General features: G+C 70.0%; 18 protein-coding genes. 10 read left to right on the top strand and 8 right to left on the bottom strand.

Translation table 11 applies throughout. From position 1 onward, the window contains the following. Positions 1 to 88: 88 nt before the first annotated feature. The gene (locus AC1IQ6_RS13795; protein WP_485866531.1) at positions 89 to 922 is read left to right on the top strand and encodes a universal stress protein; all 834 of its coding nucleotides are present in this window, start codon (positions 89 to 91) and stop codon (positions 920 to 922) included. 43 nt (positions 923 to 965) lie between these two features. On the opposite strand, the gene AC1IQ6_RS13790 is transcribed toward AC1IQ6_RS13795, so the two are convergent. Further along, a complete protein-coding gene (locus tag AC1IQ6_RS13790; protein WP_102771209.1) occupies positions 966 to 1,118 on the bottom strand; it encodes a DUF3309 family protein in 153 nt (50 codons plus the stop codon). A 49-nt stretch (positions 1,119 to 1,167) separates the two neighbouring features. Next, complete coding sequence (locus AC1IQ6_RS13785; RefSeq protein ID WP_181390871.1) at positions 1,168 to 1,329, bottom strand: hypothetical protein; 162 nt, start codon at positions 1,327 to 1,329, stop codon at positions 1,168 to 1,170. A gap of 100 nt (positions 1,330 to 1,429) precedes the next feature. Here AC1IQ6_RS13785 and AC1IQ6_RS13780 point away from each other — a divergent pair, with 100 nt between their 5' ends. After that, complete coding sequence (locus tag AC1IQ6_RS13780; RefSeq protein ID WP_485866530.1) at positions 1,430 to 2,497, top strand: DNA topoisomerase IB; 1,068 nt, start codon at positions 1,430 to 1,432, stop codon at positions 2,495 to 2,497. On the opposite strand, the gene AC1IQ6_RS13775 is transcribed toward AC1IQ6_RS13780, so the two are convergent. Further along, positions 2,483 to 2,746 carry a hypothetical protein gene (locus AC1IQ6_RS13775; protein ID WP_485866529.1) on the bottom strand — a complete coding sequence of 88 codons (264 nt, stop codon included), beginning with the start codon at positions 2,744 to 2,746 and terminating at the stop codon, positions 2,483 to 2,485. The two genes, AC1IQ6_RS13780 and AC1IQ6_RS13775, sit on opposite strands and share 15 nt — an antisense overlap. 147 nt (positions 2,747 to 2,893) lie before the next feature. On the opposite strand from AC1IQ6_RS13775, the gene AC1IQ6_RS13770 reads away from it, so the two are divergent. The 5 genes from AC1IQ6_RS13770 (at position 2,894) to AC1IQ6_RS13750 (ending at position 8,053) form a co-directional block, all read left to right on the top strand. Beyond that, positions 2,894 to 3,223, top strand: a complete 330-nt coding sequence (locus tag AC1IQ6_RS13770; protein WP_111825116.1) for a four-helix bundle copper-binding protein — start codon at positions 2,894 to 2,896, stop codon at positions 3,221 to 3,223. A gap of 74 nt (positions 3,224 to 3,297) precedes the next feature. Continuing rightward, positions 3,298 to 3,639, top strand: coding sequence for an ElaB/YgaM/YqjD family protein (locus tag AC1IQ6_RS13765; RefSeq protein ID WP_102771213.1), 342 nt, complete (start codon positions 3,298 to 3,300; stop codon positions 3,637 to 3,639). A 75-nt stretch (positions 3,640 to 3,714) separates the two neighbouring features. Continuing rightward, positions 3,715 to 4,614: a non-homologous end joining protein Ku gene (gene ku, locus AC1IQ6_RS13760; protein WP_485866528.1), complete on the top strand. Its 900-nt coding sequence runs from the start codon at positions 3,715 to 3,717 to the stop codon at positions 4,612 to 4,614. A gap of 20 nt (positions 4,615 to 4,634) precedes the next feature. Next, complete coding sequence (gene ligD / locus AC1IQ6_RS13755) at positions 4,635 to 7,103, top strand: DNA ligase D (RefSeq protein ID WP_485866527.1); 2,469 nt, start codon at positions 4,635 to 4,637, stop codon at positions 7,101 to 7,103. A gap of 62 nt (positions 7,104 to 7,165) precedes the next feature. Next, complete coding sequence (locus tag AC1IQ6_RS13750; protein WP_102771216.1) at positions 7,166 to 8,053, top strand: SDR family oxidoreductase; 888 nt, start codon at positions 7,166 to 7,168, stop codon at positions 8,051 to 8,053. Between the two features lie 18 nt (positions 8,054 to 8,071). On the opposite strand, the gene AC1IQ6_RS13745 is transcribed toward AC1IQ6_RS13750, so the two are convergent. The 3 genes from AC1IQ6_RS13745 to AC1IQ6_RS13735 all read right to left on the bottom strand — a co-directional run bounded on the left by AC1IQ6_RS13745 (position 8,072) and on the right by AC1IQ6_RS13735 (position 9,538). Beyond that, positions 8,072 to 8,680 carry a DUF4142 domain-containing protein gene (locus AC1IQ6_RS13745; RefSeq protein ID WP_485866526.1) on the bottom strand — a complete coding sequence of 203 codons (609 nt, stop codon included), beginning with the start codon at positions 8,678 to 8,680 and terminating at the stop codon, positions 8,072 to 8,074. Next, positions 8,677 to 9,249: a hypothetical protein gene (locus AC1IQ6_RS13740; protein WP_102771217.1), complete on the bottom strand. Its 573-nt coding sequence runs from the start codon at positions 9,247 to 9,249 to the stop codon at positions 8,677 to 8,679. Before AC1IQ6_RS13740 ends, AC1IQ6_RS13745 begins: the two co-directional genes overlap by 4 nt. A 70-nt stretch (positions 9,250 to 9,319) precedes the next feature. Then, entirely contained in the window at positions 9,320 to 9,538 is a 219-nt protein-coding gene (locus tag AC1IQ6_RS13735) for a hypothetical protein (RefSeq protein ID WP_102771218.1), read from the bottom strand. A gap of 125 nt (positions 9,539 to 9,663) precedes the next feature. Here AC1IQ6_RS13735 and AC1IQ6_RS13730 point away from each other — a divergent pair, with 125 nt between their 5' ends. Next, on the top strand, positions 9,664 to 10,044 hold the full coding sequence (locus tag AC1IQ6_RS13730; protein ID WP_111825110.1) for a hypothetical protein: 381 nt from the start codon (positions 9,664 to 9,666) through the stop codon (positions 10,042 to 10,044). A gap of 4 nt (positions 10,045 to 10,048) precedes the next feature. Here AC1IQ6_RS13730 and AC1IQ6_RS13725 read toward each other — a convergent pair whose 3' ends face one another. Next, positions 10,049 to 11,425 (bottom strand): sigma-54-dependent transcriptional regulator, encoded by a 1,377-nt coding sequence (locus tag AC1IQ6_RS13725; protein WP_485866525.1) that lies wholly within the window; start codon positions 11,423 to 11,425, stop codon positions 10,049 to 10,051. Between the two features lie 265 nt (positions 11,426 to 11,690). Between AC1IQ6_RS13725 and AC1IQ6_RS13720 the strand changes: the two genes are divergently transcribed. Beyond that, a complete protein-coding gene (locus AC1IQ6_RS13720; protein WP_209165478.1) occupies positions 11,691 to 12,605 on the top strand; it encodes a sigma-54 interaction domain-containing protein in 915 nt (304 codons plus the stop codon). 193 nt (positions 12,606 to 12,798) lie between these two features. Further along, a complete protein-coding gene (locus AC1IQ6_RS13715) occupies positions 12,799 to 14,196 on the top strand; it encodes an RNA polymerase factor sigma-54 (RefSeq protein ID WP_485866524.1) in 1,398 nt (465 codons plus the stop codon). Here AC1IQ6_RS13715 and AC1IQ6_RS13710 read toward each other — a convergent pair. Next, the gene (locus tag AC1IQ6_RS13710) at positions 14,193 to 17,183 is read right to left on the bottom strand and encodes a PAS domain-containing protein (RefSeq protein ID WP_485866523.1); all 2,991 of its coding nucleotides are present in this window, start codon (positions 17,181 to 17,183) and stop codon (positions 14,193 to 14,195) included. The two genes, AC1IQ6_RS13715 and AC1IQ6_RS13710, sit on opposite strands and share 4 nt — an antisense overlap. Between the last annotated feature and the right edge of the window lie 45 nt (positions 17,184 to 17,228).

Below are 17,228 nucleotides of genomic sequence, written 5' to 3'. Positions count from 1 at the left end.
TGAGTACGGGTTGACCCTTATCAAGGGCCGATCGCACCGAACGCGCAACCATGTTGTTGACCGATCACGTTCAACCCAGGAGGCCATCATGTACCGCCGCATTTCCGTACACCTCGATCACGGATTCGACTGTAAGCGCCGCACCGACGTCGCGCTCGGGCTGGCCCGCCGCCACAAGGCCGAGCTCGTCGGCATTTACGCCAACGCCGCGCCGCCGCAGTACTACTACGGCGAATCGGTGCTGATGTCGCGCGCCGCCAGCGTCATGGAGCAACTGCAGACCCAGAGCCGCGATGCGGTGCTGAACGGCTTTCTCGCCTCCGCCGGGGCCGCCGACGTGCCGGCGGCGGTGCGCGCCGGCGAAGCCTCGCCCAGCGCCACCGTCGCGGCGCTGGGCCGCGCCAGCGACCTCATCGTCGTCAGCCAGGAGAACCGCGAAGACGTCGAAGCCGCGCACGAGATCGAGTTCGTCGAGCAGACGCTGCTGACGGCCGGCCGTCCGGTGCTGGTGGTGCCGTCCATCGGCGCCTTCCCGGTCATCGGCGAGCGCGTGCTGTGCTGTTGGGATGGCAGCCGCGAAGCCGCCCGCGCGCTGGCCGACGCCGCGCCCATGCTGCGCCTGGCTTCGACCCTGATCGTGCTGACCATGGAGGAAGGCGAGTCGCGCGGCAAGGCGCAGATCGCGTTCGAGGACCTGGCCAGCTTCTGCGAAGCCCACGGCATGCCGGCACCCGAGCACGTACGCCGCGACGTCAAGGGCGTGGGAGTGGGCAGCACCATCCTGAACGCGGCCGCGGACTTCAGCGCGGACCTGCTCGTCATGGGCGCCTATGGCCACAGCAAGCTGCGCCAGTGGGCGCTGGGCGGCGCCACCGCGTCGATCCTGAAAAACATGACCTTGCCGGTCATGTTCTCCCACTAGCGGGAACCGGGCGCGCGATGGCCGCGCGCCCGCCGCCGCGCGCCTACAAGCGTCCGGTCAGCAGCATCACGATCAACACGATCAGCAGAATGCCCAGGATGCCGCTGGGGAAGTAGCCCCAGCCCCTGCTGTACGGCCAGGCCGGCACGGCGCCTATCAGCAGCAGGATGAGGATGATCAGCAGAATGGTCGACATGGCGACTCCTCGTCTTTATCGATTCGAGTTCTGGAACGACGGGCGGACATCACTTCCCGGGCGGGGTGATTTCCTTGCCGGGCGGCGACAGCGGGGGCAGATCGACGTCCGGTTCGTCGGTATCGGGGTCCACGGGCAGGTCGCCCGGCGGCGAACCCGGCGGAATCGGATCGGGTTTGGGTGGGACGTGCATATGGAAAAAAGTTTGCATGGCGGCCTCCTTCGGGAATCCCAGCCGCTTGCAGCAAGCGGCGTGCCCGGGCACGCGGAATGCTGCTTGCCGCGCTTCCTTCCACGCCTGCCCTGCCCGCATGAAATCCGCCCGCTCCACCGCTGCGTCCGCGCCGTCCGCCACCACCGAGGCGGGCCTGGTCTATGTCGACGACGCCCGGCCCGGCTATACCCGAATGCGGGTCAACGGCCGCGCCTTCGCCTATCTGGACACGCAGGGACGCCGCATCCGCGACGCGGCTGAAATCGCGCGCATCGACGCGCTGGCGATACCGCCGGCCTATGAAAACGTGTGGATCTGCCCCACCCCGCGCGGACATCTGCAGGCCACGGGCCGCGATGCGCGCGGCCGCAAGCAGTACCGCTACCACCCCGACTGGACCGCGGTGCGCGACGCCGACAAATACCAGAGCCTGGCGGCCTTCGGGCTAGCGCTGCCGCGCGTGCGCAGGCGCGTGCAGCGCGACCTGGCCGCGCCCGGGCTGTCGCAGGACAAGGTCATCGCCACGCTGGTGCGGCTGTTGGAGACCACGCTGATCCGCATCGGCGCGCGCGAATACGCGCGCCAGAACCGTTCCTACGGCCTGACCACGCTCAAGCGCCGCCACGCCAGCGTGGCCGGCGGCCGCATCCGTTTCCGCTTTCACGGCAAGAGCGGCGTGGCGCACGACGTCAGGCTGGCCGACCGGCGCGTGGCGCGCGTGATCAAGCGCTGCATGGATATTCCGGGACAGCAGCTGTTCCAGTACCTGGACGATGAAGGCGAGAGCCATCCGGTGGATTCGGGCGCGGTCAACGCCTATCTGCGCGAGGCCGGCGTGGGCGATTTCACCGCCAAGCATTACCGCACCTGGGCGGGTTCGGTGCTGGCCTTCGCCGCGCTGCAACGTCGTCCCGAGCCGGACCCGGCCCGCGCCCGCCAGGCGGTGGCGGAGGTCATCCGCCAGGTGGCGCAGCGCCTGGCGAACACGCCGGCCGTGTGCCGCGCCTGCTATGTGCATCCGGCCATCCTGGAAGCCTATCTGGAAGGCCGGCTGCCGCCGCGCGCACGCGCGCCGGACGGCCCGCGCGGGCTGGACGCCGACGAGCGCCGGCTGCTGGCCTTTCTGCAACGAGGCGGCCGCGGGGCTGGCTCAAAGAATCGATGAACGCGCGTTCTTGGCGCGCGGCTGCGGCGCCGAGCCGTCGGCCCAATTCGATTCGGTGCGATTGTCCACCACGGCGCGCCGGTCGCGCGCGGCTTCGTCCGGTGTCGAGGCGTCCGGCTTGTCCGGCATGCGCGGAACGTCGACGGGACCGCGAGGCGGCAGTATCTTAACGTTGTCTTGCGCGCCGTCCTGTGGCCCCTTGCGGGCGCGGGCGGACTTGCCATGTCCGGATTTGGCTGCGGGTCTCATGCGTATCTCCTTCCGGTTCCGGTCTTTCATGCTACGGCGTCGCGTGCGCCGGAAAAGCCCTCGGCGCGGCGAAATTGCAAGCGGATGTGCCCGCCCCGGCCGGGCACGCCGATTGCCGGCAGGCACGGCGGCTCACAAGGAGATGCAATGCGAGACTCAAATTTCGGCCTGTGTGTGCAAGCCTGCTACGAATGCGCCGTGGCCTGCGACGCGTGCGCCGCGATGTGCCTGCGGGAAGACGCCGCCGGCATGCAGCGGGCCATCGGCCTGTGCACGGATTGCGCCGCCGTCTGCCGGCTGTGTGCGGCCATGCTGGCGCGCGACGGCGAGTTCGCCAAGGGGCTGTGCGCCTTGTGCGCCCAGCTCTGCGACGCCTGCGCCCGCGCGTGTTCGGCGTCGCCGGCGCAGCATTGCCAGATCTGCGCCGGCGCCTGCCTGGGCTGCGCGCTGGCCTGCCGCGACATGCTCGGGCCCTGATCCCGACCCGTCTTGCGCGCCGTCCCGGGCCGGCTTGCAAGACGCTTTTCCAGCCCGACCGCCAGGAGCTTGCGATGGCCACTACCAACACCCCCCTGCCCTCCGATTTTCCCGAGAACGGCCCGGACAACAGCAGCCTGCGCCGCCGCGCGCGGCATCCGGAATCCTGGATCGACGAACTGGAGGCCACTCTCAACGATAAGGAAGCCACCGATCTGGAGGCGCTGCGCGAGCGGCTGTCGGAGCAGCTGCGCGCCACCCGGCGCAGCCTGCGCGACGCTTCCGACAATGCGGGCGACCTGATGCGCGAAACCATCGATTGCACCGAGGAGTACATCCATGCCCGGCCGTGGCAGGCGATCGGGCTGGTGGCCGGCGCGGCCTTTCTGTTCGGCGTGGTGGTCGGCCGCCAGTAGCGCGGCCGCGGCCGCATGCCCGGCGCCGGGCATGCGGCTTGCTGCTAATCCCGTCCCCGACCTCTGGAGGCGGCCATGCCGCGTACCATCTGGAAAGGCGCGATCTCGTTCGGCCTGGTGCACGTGCCCATCGTGGTGCATGCGGCCACGCGGCCGCAGCGCCTGGATTTCGACTGGATAGACCGGCGCGACGACGCGCCCATCGGCTACCAGCGCATCAACAAGCGCACCGGCAAGCCCGTCGCCTCGGAAGACATCGTCAAGGGTTACGAGTACGAAAAAGGCGAATACGTCTACATGAACGACGAGGACTTCAAGCGCGCCAACGTCGCCGCCACCCAGACGGTGGAGATACAGGGTTTCGTCGACGCCGCCGAAGTGCCGATCTATTACTACGACACCCCTTACTACCTGGCGCCGGACCGGCGCGGCGAAAAAGGCTACGTGCTGTTGCGCGAGGTGCTGCGCCAGACCGGCAGGCTGGGGCTGGCGCGCGTGGTGCTGCACACGCGCCAATACCTGTGCGCGCTGCTGCCGCAGGGCGACGCCCTGATGCTGATCACGCTGCGCTACGCCGGCGAGATCCTGTCGGCCGATGACCTGGACCTGCCCGCCGGCAAGACCGCCGCGCCGGCCGCGCGCGAACGCGACATGGCGTTGCGGCTGGTCGAGGACATGACCGGCCCCTGGGACCCGCAGGCCTATCGCGACGACTATCGCGAAGACCTGCTGGCGGCCATCGAAAAGAAGATCAAGGCCGGCCGCACCCACGTGCTGGCCGAAGCCGAGGACGGCGCGAAGGCGCCGCGCGAATCGGCCAAGGTGATAGACCTGATGTCGCTGCTCAAGCAGAGCATCGAGCAGCGCGGCGGCGCCCGCAAGGCGCCGGCCAAGCGCGCCGCGCCGAAGAAAAAGCCCGCCGCCAGGAAAACTGCCGCCAAGTCCGGCGCGTCCGCCAGGCGCAAGGCGGCGTGAGCCGGTCATAAGGAGTTCCCATGAGCGAACCGCTGGCCCAGTACCGCAGGATGCGCGACTTCACCGGCACCCGCGAACCCGCCGGCAAGGCGCCGCGCGCGCGCCGCGCCGGCGACCTGTCCTTCGTGGTCCAGCGCCACGAGGCGCGCGCGCTGCACTACGACTTCCGCCTGGAACTCGACGGCGTGCTGGTGAGCTGGGCCGTGCCCAAGGGACCCAGCCGCGATCCAGACGTCAAGCGCCTGGCCATCAAGGTCGAGGACCACCCGGTCGAATACGGCAAGTTCGAGGGCGACATCCCCAAGGGCCACTACGGCGCCGGCCACGTGGACATCTGGGACCGCGGCACCTGGACGCCGGACGGCGATCCCAGGCGCGGACTGGCGCGCGGGCATCTGCGCTTCACCCTGCATGGCGGCACCCTGAATGGCGCCTGGGCCCTGCTGCGCCTGGGCAAGGAAGACAAGCAATGGCTGCTGCGCAAGCTGGACGACGACGCGGCGCTCGAAGGCGATGACGCCGAGGCGGCCCGCAAGGCCGAGGCGAAAAAGCCCGCCAAGGCGGCGAAGACGACGAAAACGACCAAAAGCGCCCGGCCGGCCACGCGCCGCGCGGCGCTGCCGGCCACGCTCGCGCCGCAACTGGCCACGCTGGTCGAGGCCCCGCCGCAGGGAACGGGCTGGTCCTACGAGGTCAAGTACGACGGCTATCGCATCCTGTGCCGCGTGCACGGCGGACGCGCGCGCCTGGTCAGCCGCAGCGGCATCGACTGGACCGCGCGCATGGCCGTGCTGGCCGACGCCCTGGATGCGCTGGACCTGCCCGACGGCTGGATCGACGGCGAAGTGGTCTGCCTGGACGAGCGCGGCATATCGGACTTCCAGTTGCTGCAGAACGCGCTGGACGGCCGCACCCAGGACCTGTCGTTCATGGCCTTCGACCTGCCTTACTGGGACGGCGAAGACCTGCGCGATCTGCCCCTGTCCGAGCGCCAGGCGCGCCTGGAGCAGGTGCTGGCCGCGCTGCCGGACGGCGTCCCCTTGCAGATGACGCAGCGCCTGGAGGTGGCCGACGGCACCGAAGGACGCGCGGCCTGGTCCGAAGCCTGCCGGCTGAGCCTGGAAGGACTGATCTGCAAGCGCCTGGATTCGCGCTACGTGGCGGGCCGGGGCACGGCCTGGCTGAAACTCAAGTGCCGGCCTCGCCAGGAATACGTGATCGGCGGCTACACCGCGCCGGCCGGCGCGCGCAAGCATTTCGGCGCGCTGCTGGTGGGCCTGCGCAAGGGCCGGAAGCTGGAATACGCGGGCCGCGTCGGCACAGGCTTCACCGCCGCCACCCTGGCCTCGCTCTACAAGAAGCTGCACGCGCTGGAGACGGACGCCAGCCCGTTCGCGGGCGAGCTGCCCGGCCCCGGGCGCTATGGGCAGAGCGCGGGCGAAATCCATTGGGTCAAGCCGGAACTCGTGGCGGAAATCCGCTACGCCAGCGTCACCCAGGACAAGCTGCTGCGCCAGGCGTCCTTCGTCGGGCTGCGCGAGGACAAGCCGGCCAGCGAGGTCGAGGGCGAACGGGTAGCCCCCACGCCCGAGCCCCCCGCCGCCAGGACGGACAAGGCCGCCGACAAGGTGGGCCAGGTCCGCATCACGCATCCGGGCCGGGTCATCATGCACGACCCGGACACCACCAAGCTGGACCTGGCGCGCTATTACGAGTCGGCCGGCGAACTGATCCTGCCGCATCTGCGGGGCCGGCGCATCGCGCTGCTGCGCTGCCCGGACGGCACCGACGCCACCTGCTTTTTCCAGAAGCACATCAGCGGCCGGCTGCCCGAGGGCCTGGAACGCGACGGCGAACACCTGCTGATCCGCTCGCTGGAAGGCGTGCTGGCCATGGTGCAGCGCGGCGTCATCGAGTTCCATACCTGGGGCGCGCGCCAGCCGCGGCCCGACGAGCCGGACCGCATCACCATAGACCTGGACCCGGGCCCCGACGTGCAATGGCAGGCCGTCGCCGAAGGCGCGCAGCTGGCGCGCGGCCTGATGCAGGAAATCGGCCTGACGCCGTTCCTGAAGACCACCGGCGGCAAGGGCCTGCACCTGGTCGCGCCGATCCGCGCGACCCAGCCCTGGGACGTGGTCAAGGGCCTGGCGCGCGCGCTGGCCGACGAACTGGCGCGGGTCATCCCCGAGCGCTACACCTCCAATATGTCCAAAGTGCGCCGCCACGGGCGCATCTTCGTGGACTATCTGCGCAACGGCAACGGCGCCACCGCCATCGCGGCCTACTCGGCGCGCGCCCGCGCCGGCGCGCCGGTGTCGCTGCCCGTGGGCTGGGACGCGCTGGAATCCGGACGCGACTGGCGCGGCGCGGCCTGCAATATCCGCAACGCGGTGGAGCTGGCGCGCGAACTGGGCGATCCCTGGCAAGGCTACGAAGCGGCCCGCAAGACGGTGGGCCCGCGCATGCTGAAGAAACTGGGCCTGTAGCGCCGGCCAGCGCGGGAACGCGGATTGCTCGGTGGGTGCAGACACGCACCCAGGAGAGACATATGAGCAAACCCACCCAGGACAACACCGGCGCGCGGCCGCACCCGACCCCACCCATGCCCGGCCAGCATCTGGACAAGCCCGGCGAAGAAGCGGACATGGCGCTCAAGCCGCAGTACCAAGCCCCTTCCTATCGCGGCAGCGGCAAGCTCGAAGGCATGGCCGCCATCGTCACCGGCGGCGATTCCGGCATCGGCCGCGCGGTCTGCGTGCTGTATGCGCGCGAAGGCGCCGACGTGGCCCTGGTCTACCTGAACGAACACGAAGACGCCGAAGCCACCTGCCGCGCAGTCCAGGAAGAAGGCAGGCGCTGCGTGCTGATCGCCGGCGACGTGCAGGACCCGGCCTTTTGCGAGAGCGCGGTGCAGCAGGCGGTGCAGGCCTTCGGCAGGCTGGACATCCTGGTGAACAACGCCGCCTACCAGCAGCACACCGATACGCTGCCGGAGATCGATAACGATAAATGGGACCGGACGCTGCGCACCAACATCACCGGTTATTTCTACATGGCGCGCTCCGCCCTGCCCCATCTGAAGGCCGGCGCCGCCATCATCAACACCGGCTCGGTGACGGGCCTGCGCGGCAGCGCCAGACTGCTGGACTACTCCACCACCAAGGGCGCGATCCACGCATTCACGCGCTCGCTGGCGGCCAACCTGGCCGGCCAGGGCATACGCGTGAACGCGGTGGCGCCGGGTCCGGTGTGGACGCCGCTGAACCCGGCCGACCAGAGTCCGCAGGCCATCCGGGAGTTCGGCAAGAACACGGATTTCGGACGCCCGGCGCAGCCCGAGGAAATCTCGCCCGCCTACGTGTTCCTGGCCTCGCCGGTCTGTTCCAGCTACATCACCGGCATCGTGCTGCCGATCACCGGCAGCGCCGGCGACTGAGGCCGGGCCGCCGCCCCATCATTTGGGCGGCGCGATCGAGGCCGGCGCGTCGCGCGAGGCGGGCGACACCGCCGGCGCCTCGCCCTTGACCGGCGGCTGGATCTTGTCGCCGTTGGCGGGCCGGCCCTGCTGCAACTCGCGGCTCATGGCCAGGTGCTGGGTCACCACCGGCAGCACGCGCGTGGCGAAATCGCGCACCTGCGGGTCCTCCGACTCGCGCGCCGCGGTCTCGTACAGGCGGTTGGCCATGACGTGCGCGTCCACCGCGGCCCGCTTGGCGTAGACCACGTCGAAGTCCGCCCCGCTGCGGTTGCGCAGTTGTTCCAGCGTGCTGCGGTCCGGCTCGGACGGCTGGTCGGGCAGCGTCACCTGCTTGCGCTGCGCCAGCGTCCTCAGTTCTTTGTCGATGGCGCGATGCTGCTCCAGCATCTGCGCCGCATAGGATTTGACCGCGCGGCTGTCGGCGCGCTGCTGCGCCAGCCTCGCGGCCTCGATCTCGAACATGCCCGAGCCCGCGGCCGCCTGTAGAAAGCGCGCGTCGGCCTCGGGCAGGTCCTGCGCCTGCAACGGCCCCAGCGCGGCCAGCAGCAGCGCCGCGGCCCAGGCGCGCATCCGCGGCGCGCTCATGCCGCTCTCCGGGGCGGGGTCAGGGGATCGAAGTCCTCCCACTTCCCTTCCAGCCAGCGGCCCTGCGCTCTTTCGATGTCCTTGCCGCCGGCCTGCCGCAGCACGCTGCGCGCCAGCGCATCGCGGTCCGGCGCGACGTGCAGCGCCAGCATGACGCCGGCCGGCCTCAGGTCCGGGTGCTCGTCGGGCGCGGCCGGCACGCCGGGACGTGCGCGCCGGCCGCGGCCCACGACCCACAGCGCGCCGGCCAGCGCGCCCAGGTAGGCGCCGACGCCGGCCGCGGCGATCACGACCAGGATGGAGGCGGCCAGCCGCGCCGCCACCAGCCCGCCGGCCAGCGCGAACAGCAGGCCCAGCACGGAAGCGCCGGCCACGGCGCCGAAGTGCCCGCCCTTGGCGTCCGGGTCGGCGATGCGGTCTCCGCCTATGGGAAACCGTGCGTGCTCGCCCGCCGTGTTGATGTAGAACGTATGGATGTCGTCCTCGGTGAAGCCCTGGTCGAAGAGCTGACGGGCCGCCACGGCGGCCTCGTCGAAGGTGTCGAATCGGGCGGCGACGATCAAGGCCATGGGAAACCTCCGGTACGGGAATGGCTTGCTGCTAGCCCAGCAACCGCCATGCCCGCGCGCCGGCTCCCGCCTATTTGCCGCCGGGACGCTTGCCCGGGTATTGGCCGCCCTCTTCGAACTCCGGCCCCTTCTCGTTCGGTTTCTTGTCGGCCGGGCGCGCCGGATGCGCCGGCGGCTTGCCGAAGCCCGGCTTGTCCGCGCCCAGCTTGCCGCTGCGATGCGCGGCTTCGGTCTCGTCCTGCGGCGTATTGGCGCGCGCGCCGCCGTCGCGTTTACGTTCGGTATCCATGCCGATCCCTCTCTTGCTGCAACGCGAACGGGTCTGCAAGCCGCATGCCCGGCCCGCCGGGAACGCCGCTTGCGTGTCGACGCCCGGGTCCGCGCGTGGTCGGACCACAACCCGAGGAGTCAACCATGAAACTGTCCCTAGCCGTTCTTCCTGCCGTGGCCCTGGGCCTGAGCGCGCTCGCCTTCCAGGCGCCGGCGCAGCCCGCGTCGGGCGCCGCCGCCGTGCGCAGCGACGACCAGATCGACGATCAGTACAAACTCGACAAGAAGCGCTGCGACGCGATGAAGGGCAACCAGAAGGACATCTGCCAGCAGGAGGCGGAAGCCTCGCGCGACAAGGCCAAGGCCGAGGCCAAGGCCGGCAAGCAGAAGGCCGAAGCCAACCGCGACGCCGCCAAGACGCGCAACGACGCCGACTATAAGGTCGGCAAGGAGAAATGCGACGCCATGTCGGGCAACGCCAAGGATGCCTGTATCGCGGACCTGAAGGCGCGCTACGGCAAATAAGGCCTTAGCGCCGCGGCGGGCGGGCCCCGGGTTCGCCCGGCAGCACATAGCCCGCCGCGGCGTATTCTTCGAGCCGGTTGTACAGGGTCTTGGGGCTGATGCCCAGCATCGCCGCCGTCTGCTTCTTGACGCCGTTGCAGCGCTCCAGCGTGGCCAGGATGAGCCGCCGGTCCACCTCGGCCAGCGTCTCGCCCACCGGCACGCTGACGCGCCCGCCCGTGGCCGAGGCGTCCGACGGAGACACCTGCGGCGCCAGCATGTCGGCCTCCAGCACATTGCCGTCGGCCATGATGAAGGCGCGGCGCACGAAGTTCTTCAGCTCGCGCACGTTGCCCGGCCATTCGTACTGCTGCAGCCGTTGCAGCGCGGCCGGGGAAAAATCCTTGCTGGTGCCGGACTCCTGGTTCTGCGTGGCGAGAAAGCGCCGCGCCAGCAGCAGGATGTCGTCGCCGCGCTCGCGCAGCGGCGGCAGCTCCACCGGGAACACGCTGAGCCGGTAATACAGATCCTCGCGCAGCTTGCCGTCGCGCACCGCCTGTTCGGGGTTGCGGTTGGTGGCGGCCACGATGCGGATGTCGCAGGCGATTTCGCGGTTGGTGCCCACGCGCATGAACTGGCCCGTCTCCAGCACGCGCAGCAGCTTGACCTGCAGGTCAAGCGGCATCTCGGTCACTTCGTCCAGGAACAGCGTGCCGCCGTCGGCGCGCTCGAAGTAGCCCTTGTGCTGGCGGTCGGCGCCGGTGAAGCTGCCGCGTTCGTGGCCGAACATTTCGCTTTCGATCAGGTTGGGCGAAATCGCGCCGCAATTGACCGCGATGAAGGGCCGCTGCCGGCGCGGGCTGAGTTCATGGATGGCGTGGGCCGCCAGTTCCTTGCCGGTGCCGCTTTCGCCGATGACCAGGGTGGTGACGTTGGTGGGCGCCACGCGTCCCAGCTGGCGGTACAGGTCCCGCATCCGTTCGGAAGCGCCGTACATCTTGCCGAAACGTCCCGGCTCCTCGAACGGCTGGCCGGCCAGGTCGCCGCCCGCGCCCGCGGCGATGCGCGTGAGGATATCGTTCAGCCGCTCCATGCAGATGGGCTTGACGAGGTAGTCGGTGGCGCCCAGCCGCAGCGCCTGCACGGCGTTGTCCACCGTGCCGTGGCCGGTCATCACCACGACCTCGGCGCTGGCCGCGGCCGCGTTCTTGAAGATGTCCATGCCGCTGCCCTCGGGCAGGCGGACGTCGGTCAGGACCAGATCGGGCGCCTGCCGTTCGAGTTGGATCATCGCATCCTTGATGCTCGCGGCCAGCGCCACCGAAAAGCCGCTGTCCCGGCCTATTTCGGCCAGCGTTTCGCGTATCGCGGCGTCGTCGTCGACGATCAGCAAATGGGGCATTCCCTGCTCCTTGTTGAGCCACGGTTCAGCATAGCGGCTGGCGTCGCGCGATGGGTAAATATTGGATACTTTCCATCAACGTTTTCGAATACTTGCAACTGGTCGCATACGCCGCCGCGGCCGCCCTCTACGATGCAATCTGGACAACGGCCCGCGCCCGGGCCAAGGAATCCGCATGGCCAATCGCACTGTCAATGCCGCCGCGCGCGATGCCGCCGCCGCCTCCCCTTCGGCGCTGATGGACGCCGACGGCCTTTCGCCGGCGATGCAAAAGCTGGCCTCCCAGCTCCGGCTGGCGGCCGCCACCGACGCCAGCGTCTTCATCGTGGGAGAAAGCGGCACCGGCAAGGAAATCGTCGCGCGCGCCATCCATGAAACCAGCGACCGCCGCGACCAGCCGTTCGTGGCCGTCAATTGCGGCGCCATCAGCGGCACGCTGGCGCATGCCGAATTGTTCGGCCACGAAAAAGGCAGCTTCACCGGCGCGGTGGCGCAGAACGCCGGCTATTTCGAGTACGCCAGCGGCGGCACGCTGTTCCTGGACGAAGTGACCGAAATGCCGCCCGATATGCAGGTGCATTTCCTGCGGGTGCTGGAATCGGGCACGTACCAGCGTGTCGGCGGGGCCGACCTGCTGCGCGCCAACGTGCGCGTCATCTGCGCCAGCAACCGCGACCCGCAGGCCGCCGTGGCCGAAGGCCGGCTGCGGCAGGATTTCCTGCACCGGCTGCTGGTGGTGCCGCTGCGCGTGCCTCCCTTGCGCGAGCGCGGCGACGACGCGCGGATACTGGCCCAGCGCTTCCTGGACGCGCTGAACCGCGAGCACGGCACGCAAAAAACCTTCTCCCGCGCCATGCAGGATGCGATTGCGCAGCACGATTGGCCGGGCAATGTGCGCGAGCTGCGCAACACGGTGCAGCGCGCCTATATCCTGGCCGACGCCGAGCTCGACGCCAGCGCCCTGGCGCGGGCGCGCGACGTGCCTCGCGGCGAGCTGCGCGACGGCACGCTATGCCTGCCCGTCGGCATGCCGCTCGAACGCGCCCAACGCGAGTACATCCTGGCCACGCTGGCCCACCACGAGGGCGACAAGCGGCTGGCGGCGCAGACACTGGGCATCAGCCTCAAGACCCTTTACAACCGGCTCGACGCCTACGGCCTGGACGTAGGCGAAAGCTGAACCGGCCGGCTGGGCAATTCTTACCGCGGCTTTGTAATACCGGCCCTGCGCGGCGCGTGCGGGCCGCCTGCCCGCCCGCCGCCGCGGCTGGCACGGAATTTGCATGTATACCGGGGTGCGCTGCCGTCCGGCGGCCCTCATCCTGGAGTCTCGATTGGGCTACCCTACGCAAGAATTGCGCCTGCGCCAGCAAATGACTCTGGCGCCCCGCCTGCAGCAATCGGTCAAGCTGCTGCAGATGACAGCCTTGGAATTCACCACCGCGGTGGAACACGCGCTGGCCACCAACCCGTTCCTGGAAAATCCCGAGGACGAACAGGACGGCGCGCCGGCGCCTGCCCCGCAGGCGCACGCCGCCCACGAAGCCCCTGCGCCCGAAGCGCCGGCGCCGGCTTCCGACGCGGACCAGCCTCCGCCCGATGCCCCCTCCTATTCGGGAGACTATCCCACGCGGGCCGCCGGCGACGGCGCGATCGACCAGGCCCAATGGGTCTGCGCCACGCCGTCCATGCACCAGCGCCTGTCGCAGGAACTGGGCAACTACCACCTGAAGCCGCGCGACCGCCTGCTGGCGGAGTTCATCATCGACGCGCTGGACGACGACGGCTATCTGCGCACCTCCCTGTGCGAGCTTTGCGGCAATACACAGGGCGAGTTCGATCCGCCGCCCGAAGAGACCGAATGGATGATGGCGCTGCGCCTGGTCCAGCAGCTCGACGCGCCCGGCCTGGCGGCGCGCGATCTGTCCGAATGCCTGATGCTGCAGCTGGCCGCCGACACCGAGGCCGCGCCGGAGACGCTTGCGCTGGCCCGCGACATCGTGCTGCGGCATCTGCCGCGCCTGGCCAAGAACGACAGCGCCGGCCTGCGGCGCGCCCTGGGCTGCACCGAGGACGCGCTGCGCCAGGCCTGCGCGCTGATCCGCAGCCTGGACCCCAAGCCCGGCGCGCGCTACAGCGCCGAGGCGCCGGCCTATGTGATTCCGGATGTGTTCGTGGACAAATGGCAGGCGCGCTGGCGCGTGCTGCCCAACCGCAACGCCATGCCCCAGGCCCGGCTGCACCGCACCTACGCCGACCTGTTCCGACGCGCCCGCCTCGACGACCGCAGCCCCATGGCCCAGGAACTGCAGGAGGCCCGCTGGCTGGTGCGCAACGTCGAGCAGCGCTACACCACCATCCAGCGCGTGGCCGAGGCCATCGTCAAGCGCCAGCAGACCTTTTTCGAGTACGGCGACGTGGCCCTGCGCCCGCTGATGCTGCGTGAAGTGGCCGACGACCTGGACATGCACGAGTCCACGGTATCGCGCGCCACCGTGGGCAAATACATGGTGACGCCGCGCGGCGTGTTCGAGTTCCGCCACTTCTTCTCGCGCGAGCTGGCCACCGAATCGGGCGGCTCCTGCTCGGCGGCCGCGGTGCGCGCCCTGATCAAGGAAATGGTCGAGGCCGAGGACCCGGCCATGCCGCTGTCGGACGTGGCGCTGACCCAGCAACTGGCCGCCAACGGCATCCTGCTGGCGCGCCGCACGGTATCGAAGTACCGCGGCCAGTTGCGCGTGCCGCCGGCCGAGCTGCGGCGCCAGCATTAGGCGCCGGGCGCTCCCGCGGTCTGGAGCATGCGCTGCACACGTTCGCCCAGCGTGGCCAGCGAGAACGGCTTGACGATCAGTTCGATGCCGCGCTCCAGCAGGTCGCCGTTGCGTCCGGCCTTGCCGGCGTAGCCGGTCATCAGCAGCACCTTCAGGTCGGGATAGGCCGCCCGCGCCGCGTCGGCCAGCTGCCGTCCGTTCAACCCCGGCAGGCCCACGTCGGTCACCAGCAGGTCGATGTCGCGCGTGGACAGCACCAGTTCCAGGCCGGCCTCGCCGTCGGCCGCGGTATGCACCTGCAGGCCCTGCTCCACCAGACATTCGTGCACCATGTCGCGCACGTTGGCGTCATCCTCCACCACGACCACCACCGCCTTGCACTTCAGCGGCGGCGCCGGCTCCGTGGGCGCCGCGCGCCGCGGCGCGCATTCCTCCGCGCCTTCATGGCGCGGCAGCAGCAGCCGCACTGTGGTGCCCTGGCCTAGCGCGCTTTGCAGCGTCGCCGCGCCGCCGGCCTGCCGGGCGAAGCCGTAGATCATCGACAGGCCCAGCCCGGTGCCCTCTCCCTGCGGCTTGGTGGTGTAGAACGGATCGAAGGCGTGCGACAGCACTTCCGGCGTCATGCCGCAGCCCTCGTCGGAGACCGCCACTTCCACGAATGGCCCCGGCTGCACTTCCAGCGCCTGCCGCAGCGACGGTTCGTCGCCCCGCAGGTTGCGCGCGGCCACCGTCAGTACGCCGCCTTGCGGCATGGCGTCGCGCGCGTTGATGACCAGGTTCAGCATGGCGTTCTCGAACTGGTTCTTGTCGCAGCACACGGTCCACAGGCCGGGCTCCACGTCGAAGGTGAGCCGTACCCGTTCGCCCGTGTAGCGGCGGAACAGGTCGGCCATGGACTGCAGCGCCGACGCCACGCTGAACGGCTTGGGGTCTATCGGCTGGCGGCGCGAAAACGTCAGCAGGCGCTGGGTCAGATGGGCCGCGCGATTGGCAGAATCCATCGCCACCGCGACGAAGCGCAGCGCCTGTTCCGGTGTGCCCGCGCCGAGCTTGCGCTCGATCAGGTACAGGGCGCCGCTGATGCCTTGCAGCATGTTGTTGAAATCGTGGGCGATGCCGCCGGTCAGGCGGCCCACCGCCTCCATCTTCTGCGATTGGCGCAAGGCGGTCTCGGCTTCGCGCAGGGCCTCGGCCTGCAGCTTCAGGTCGGTGTCGTCGCGGCCCGCCATGTACAGGCTGTCGTTCGACCAGGACATGCTCCACGTGATCCAGCAATGGCCGCCGTCGCGCTTGAGCACGCGGTTCTCCAGGTGCCGCACGGTCTGCGCCGGCTCGCCGTCGGCCGGCCGGACCCAGGCCGCCAGCGTGGCCGCCAGGTCCTCGGAATGGATCAGCTCAGGCAGGCTCATGGACAGAAACTGCTCCGCGCTCCAGCCGAGGATCGTGCGCACCGCCGGGTTGACGCTGACGAAGCGGCCCTGCCGGTCGACCACCGCCAGCAGTTCCGGCGACAGCCGCCAGATGCGGTCGCGCTCGGCGATCGCGTCTTCCACGCGCTGTTCCAGCACGCGCGCGTACTGCGAACGCTCGACCGCACCGCACATGCGCTCGACCACTTCTTCGATGAACGCGATGTCGGCGTGGCGCAACCGGCTGCCCGCCTGCGGGCGCGCCAGCAGCGCCGCGTCCGGCCGGCCCCAGCGGCGGGTCGGCACCACGATGGCCCACGGCCGGATATCGCCCTGGACCTGCGCCAGCAGAGGCTGCAGATAGGTGGTGCGCCCGTGCGCCAGGGCGGCGTAGTATTCGTCGCCCAGGCGGTCCAGTTGCAGCGGCTCCAGGTTTTCGCTGTCGGCGGCCGAGCGCCAGCAGGCCGACAGCGTGGGCGGCGTCTCGCCGCCGGCCCCGTCCAGCACCGCGACCAGCCCCAGCGCCAGGTGCTGGCCCAGGCTTTCGCAGGCGGCCTGTTCGATCACGCTCTGCAGATGCAGTTCCCGCATGCGGTCGCCCAGCGCCAGCAGCAGGTTCTTGCGGTGCTGCCCTTCCCACAACTCGCCTTCGGCCGCCTTGCGCGCCGTGACGTCCAGGAACAGCGCCATGATGCGGTCCGCCTCCACCTTGCGCACGCGCGCCTCGTACCAGGCCTGCCGGGGTGTGGATACGGCGAACTCGAACTGCGCCGCTTCGCCGGTTTCCACCACCCGCGCGAAGGTGTCCATGATCTGTCCCGGCACGCCCGGGATCATCTCGCGCAGGGTGTGGCCCAGCGTGTCGCCCTCCTGCATGCCGCTCTGGCGCTCGAAAGCCGGGTTGACCTCCAGGAAGCGGAAGTCGACGATGCGCCCGTTCTCGTCGCGCAGGGCTTCGCTGAGGAAGAAGGCCTCCTGCATGCCTTCGAACATGGCGCGCCAGCGCTGGCCGCTGCGGCGCAGCGCGGATTCGGTCAGGTGGCGTTCGATGGCCAGCGCGGCGCTGCGCGTCACCAGCGCGATGGCGTCGATATCGTGCGCCGACGGCGCGCGCGGCGCGCCGTAGTAATTGGAGAACACCCCTAGCAGCCGGCCGTCGGGCGCCTTGATCGGAGTGGACCAGCAGGCCCGCAGCCCGTTGGCCAGCGCCAGGTCGCGCCAGCGCGCCCAGATCGGGCTTGTGGCGATGTCCTCGACATAGACCGGGCAGCCGGAGTGCGCGGCCGCGCCCCACGACGCCATGTCCGGGCCGATGGCCGCGCCGTCGACGGCGGCGTTGAACGCGGGCGGCAGGCTGGGCGCCGCGCCGTGCCGCAGGCAGCCCGCGGCTTCGTCGAACATCGCGATGGAAGTCCGCAGCTCCACGCTGGATTGCGCCTCGATGGCGTGCAGCACGTGCTCCAGCACCTGCGCCAGCGGCACGCCGGCGGCGATGCGTTCGAGCATGATGCGCTCATCCTCCAGACGGGCCAGGGTGTCCGTCCAGGGCAGCGCGACGCGGTCTCGCTTGGTCAGCATTTAGGCTCCCCCACCACCAAGACTGTATTGCGGGGGGAGCCGGGC

The organism is Achromobacter sp. MUI-25009338, assembly GCF_057359325.1.
This window is presented reverse-complemented; position numbering and strand designations above follow the sequence as displayed.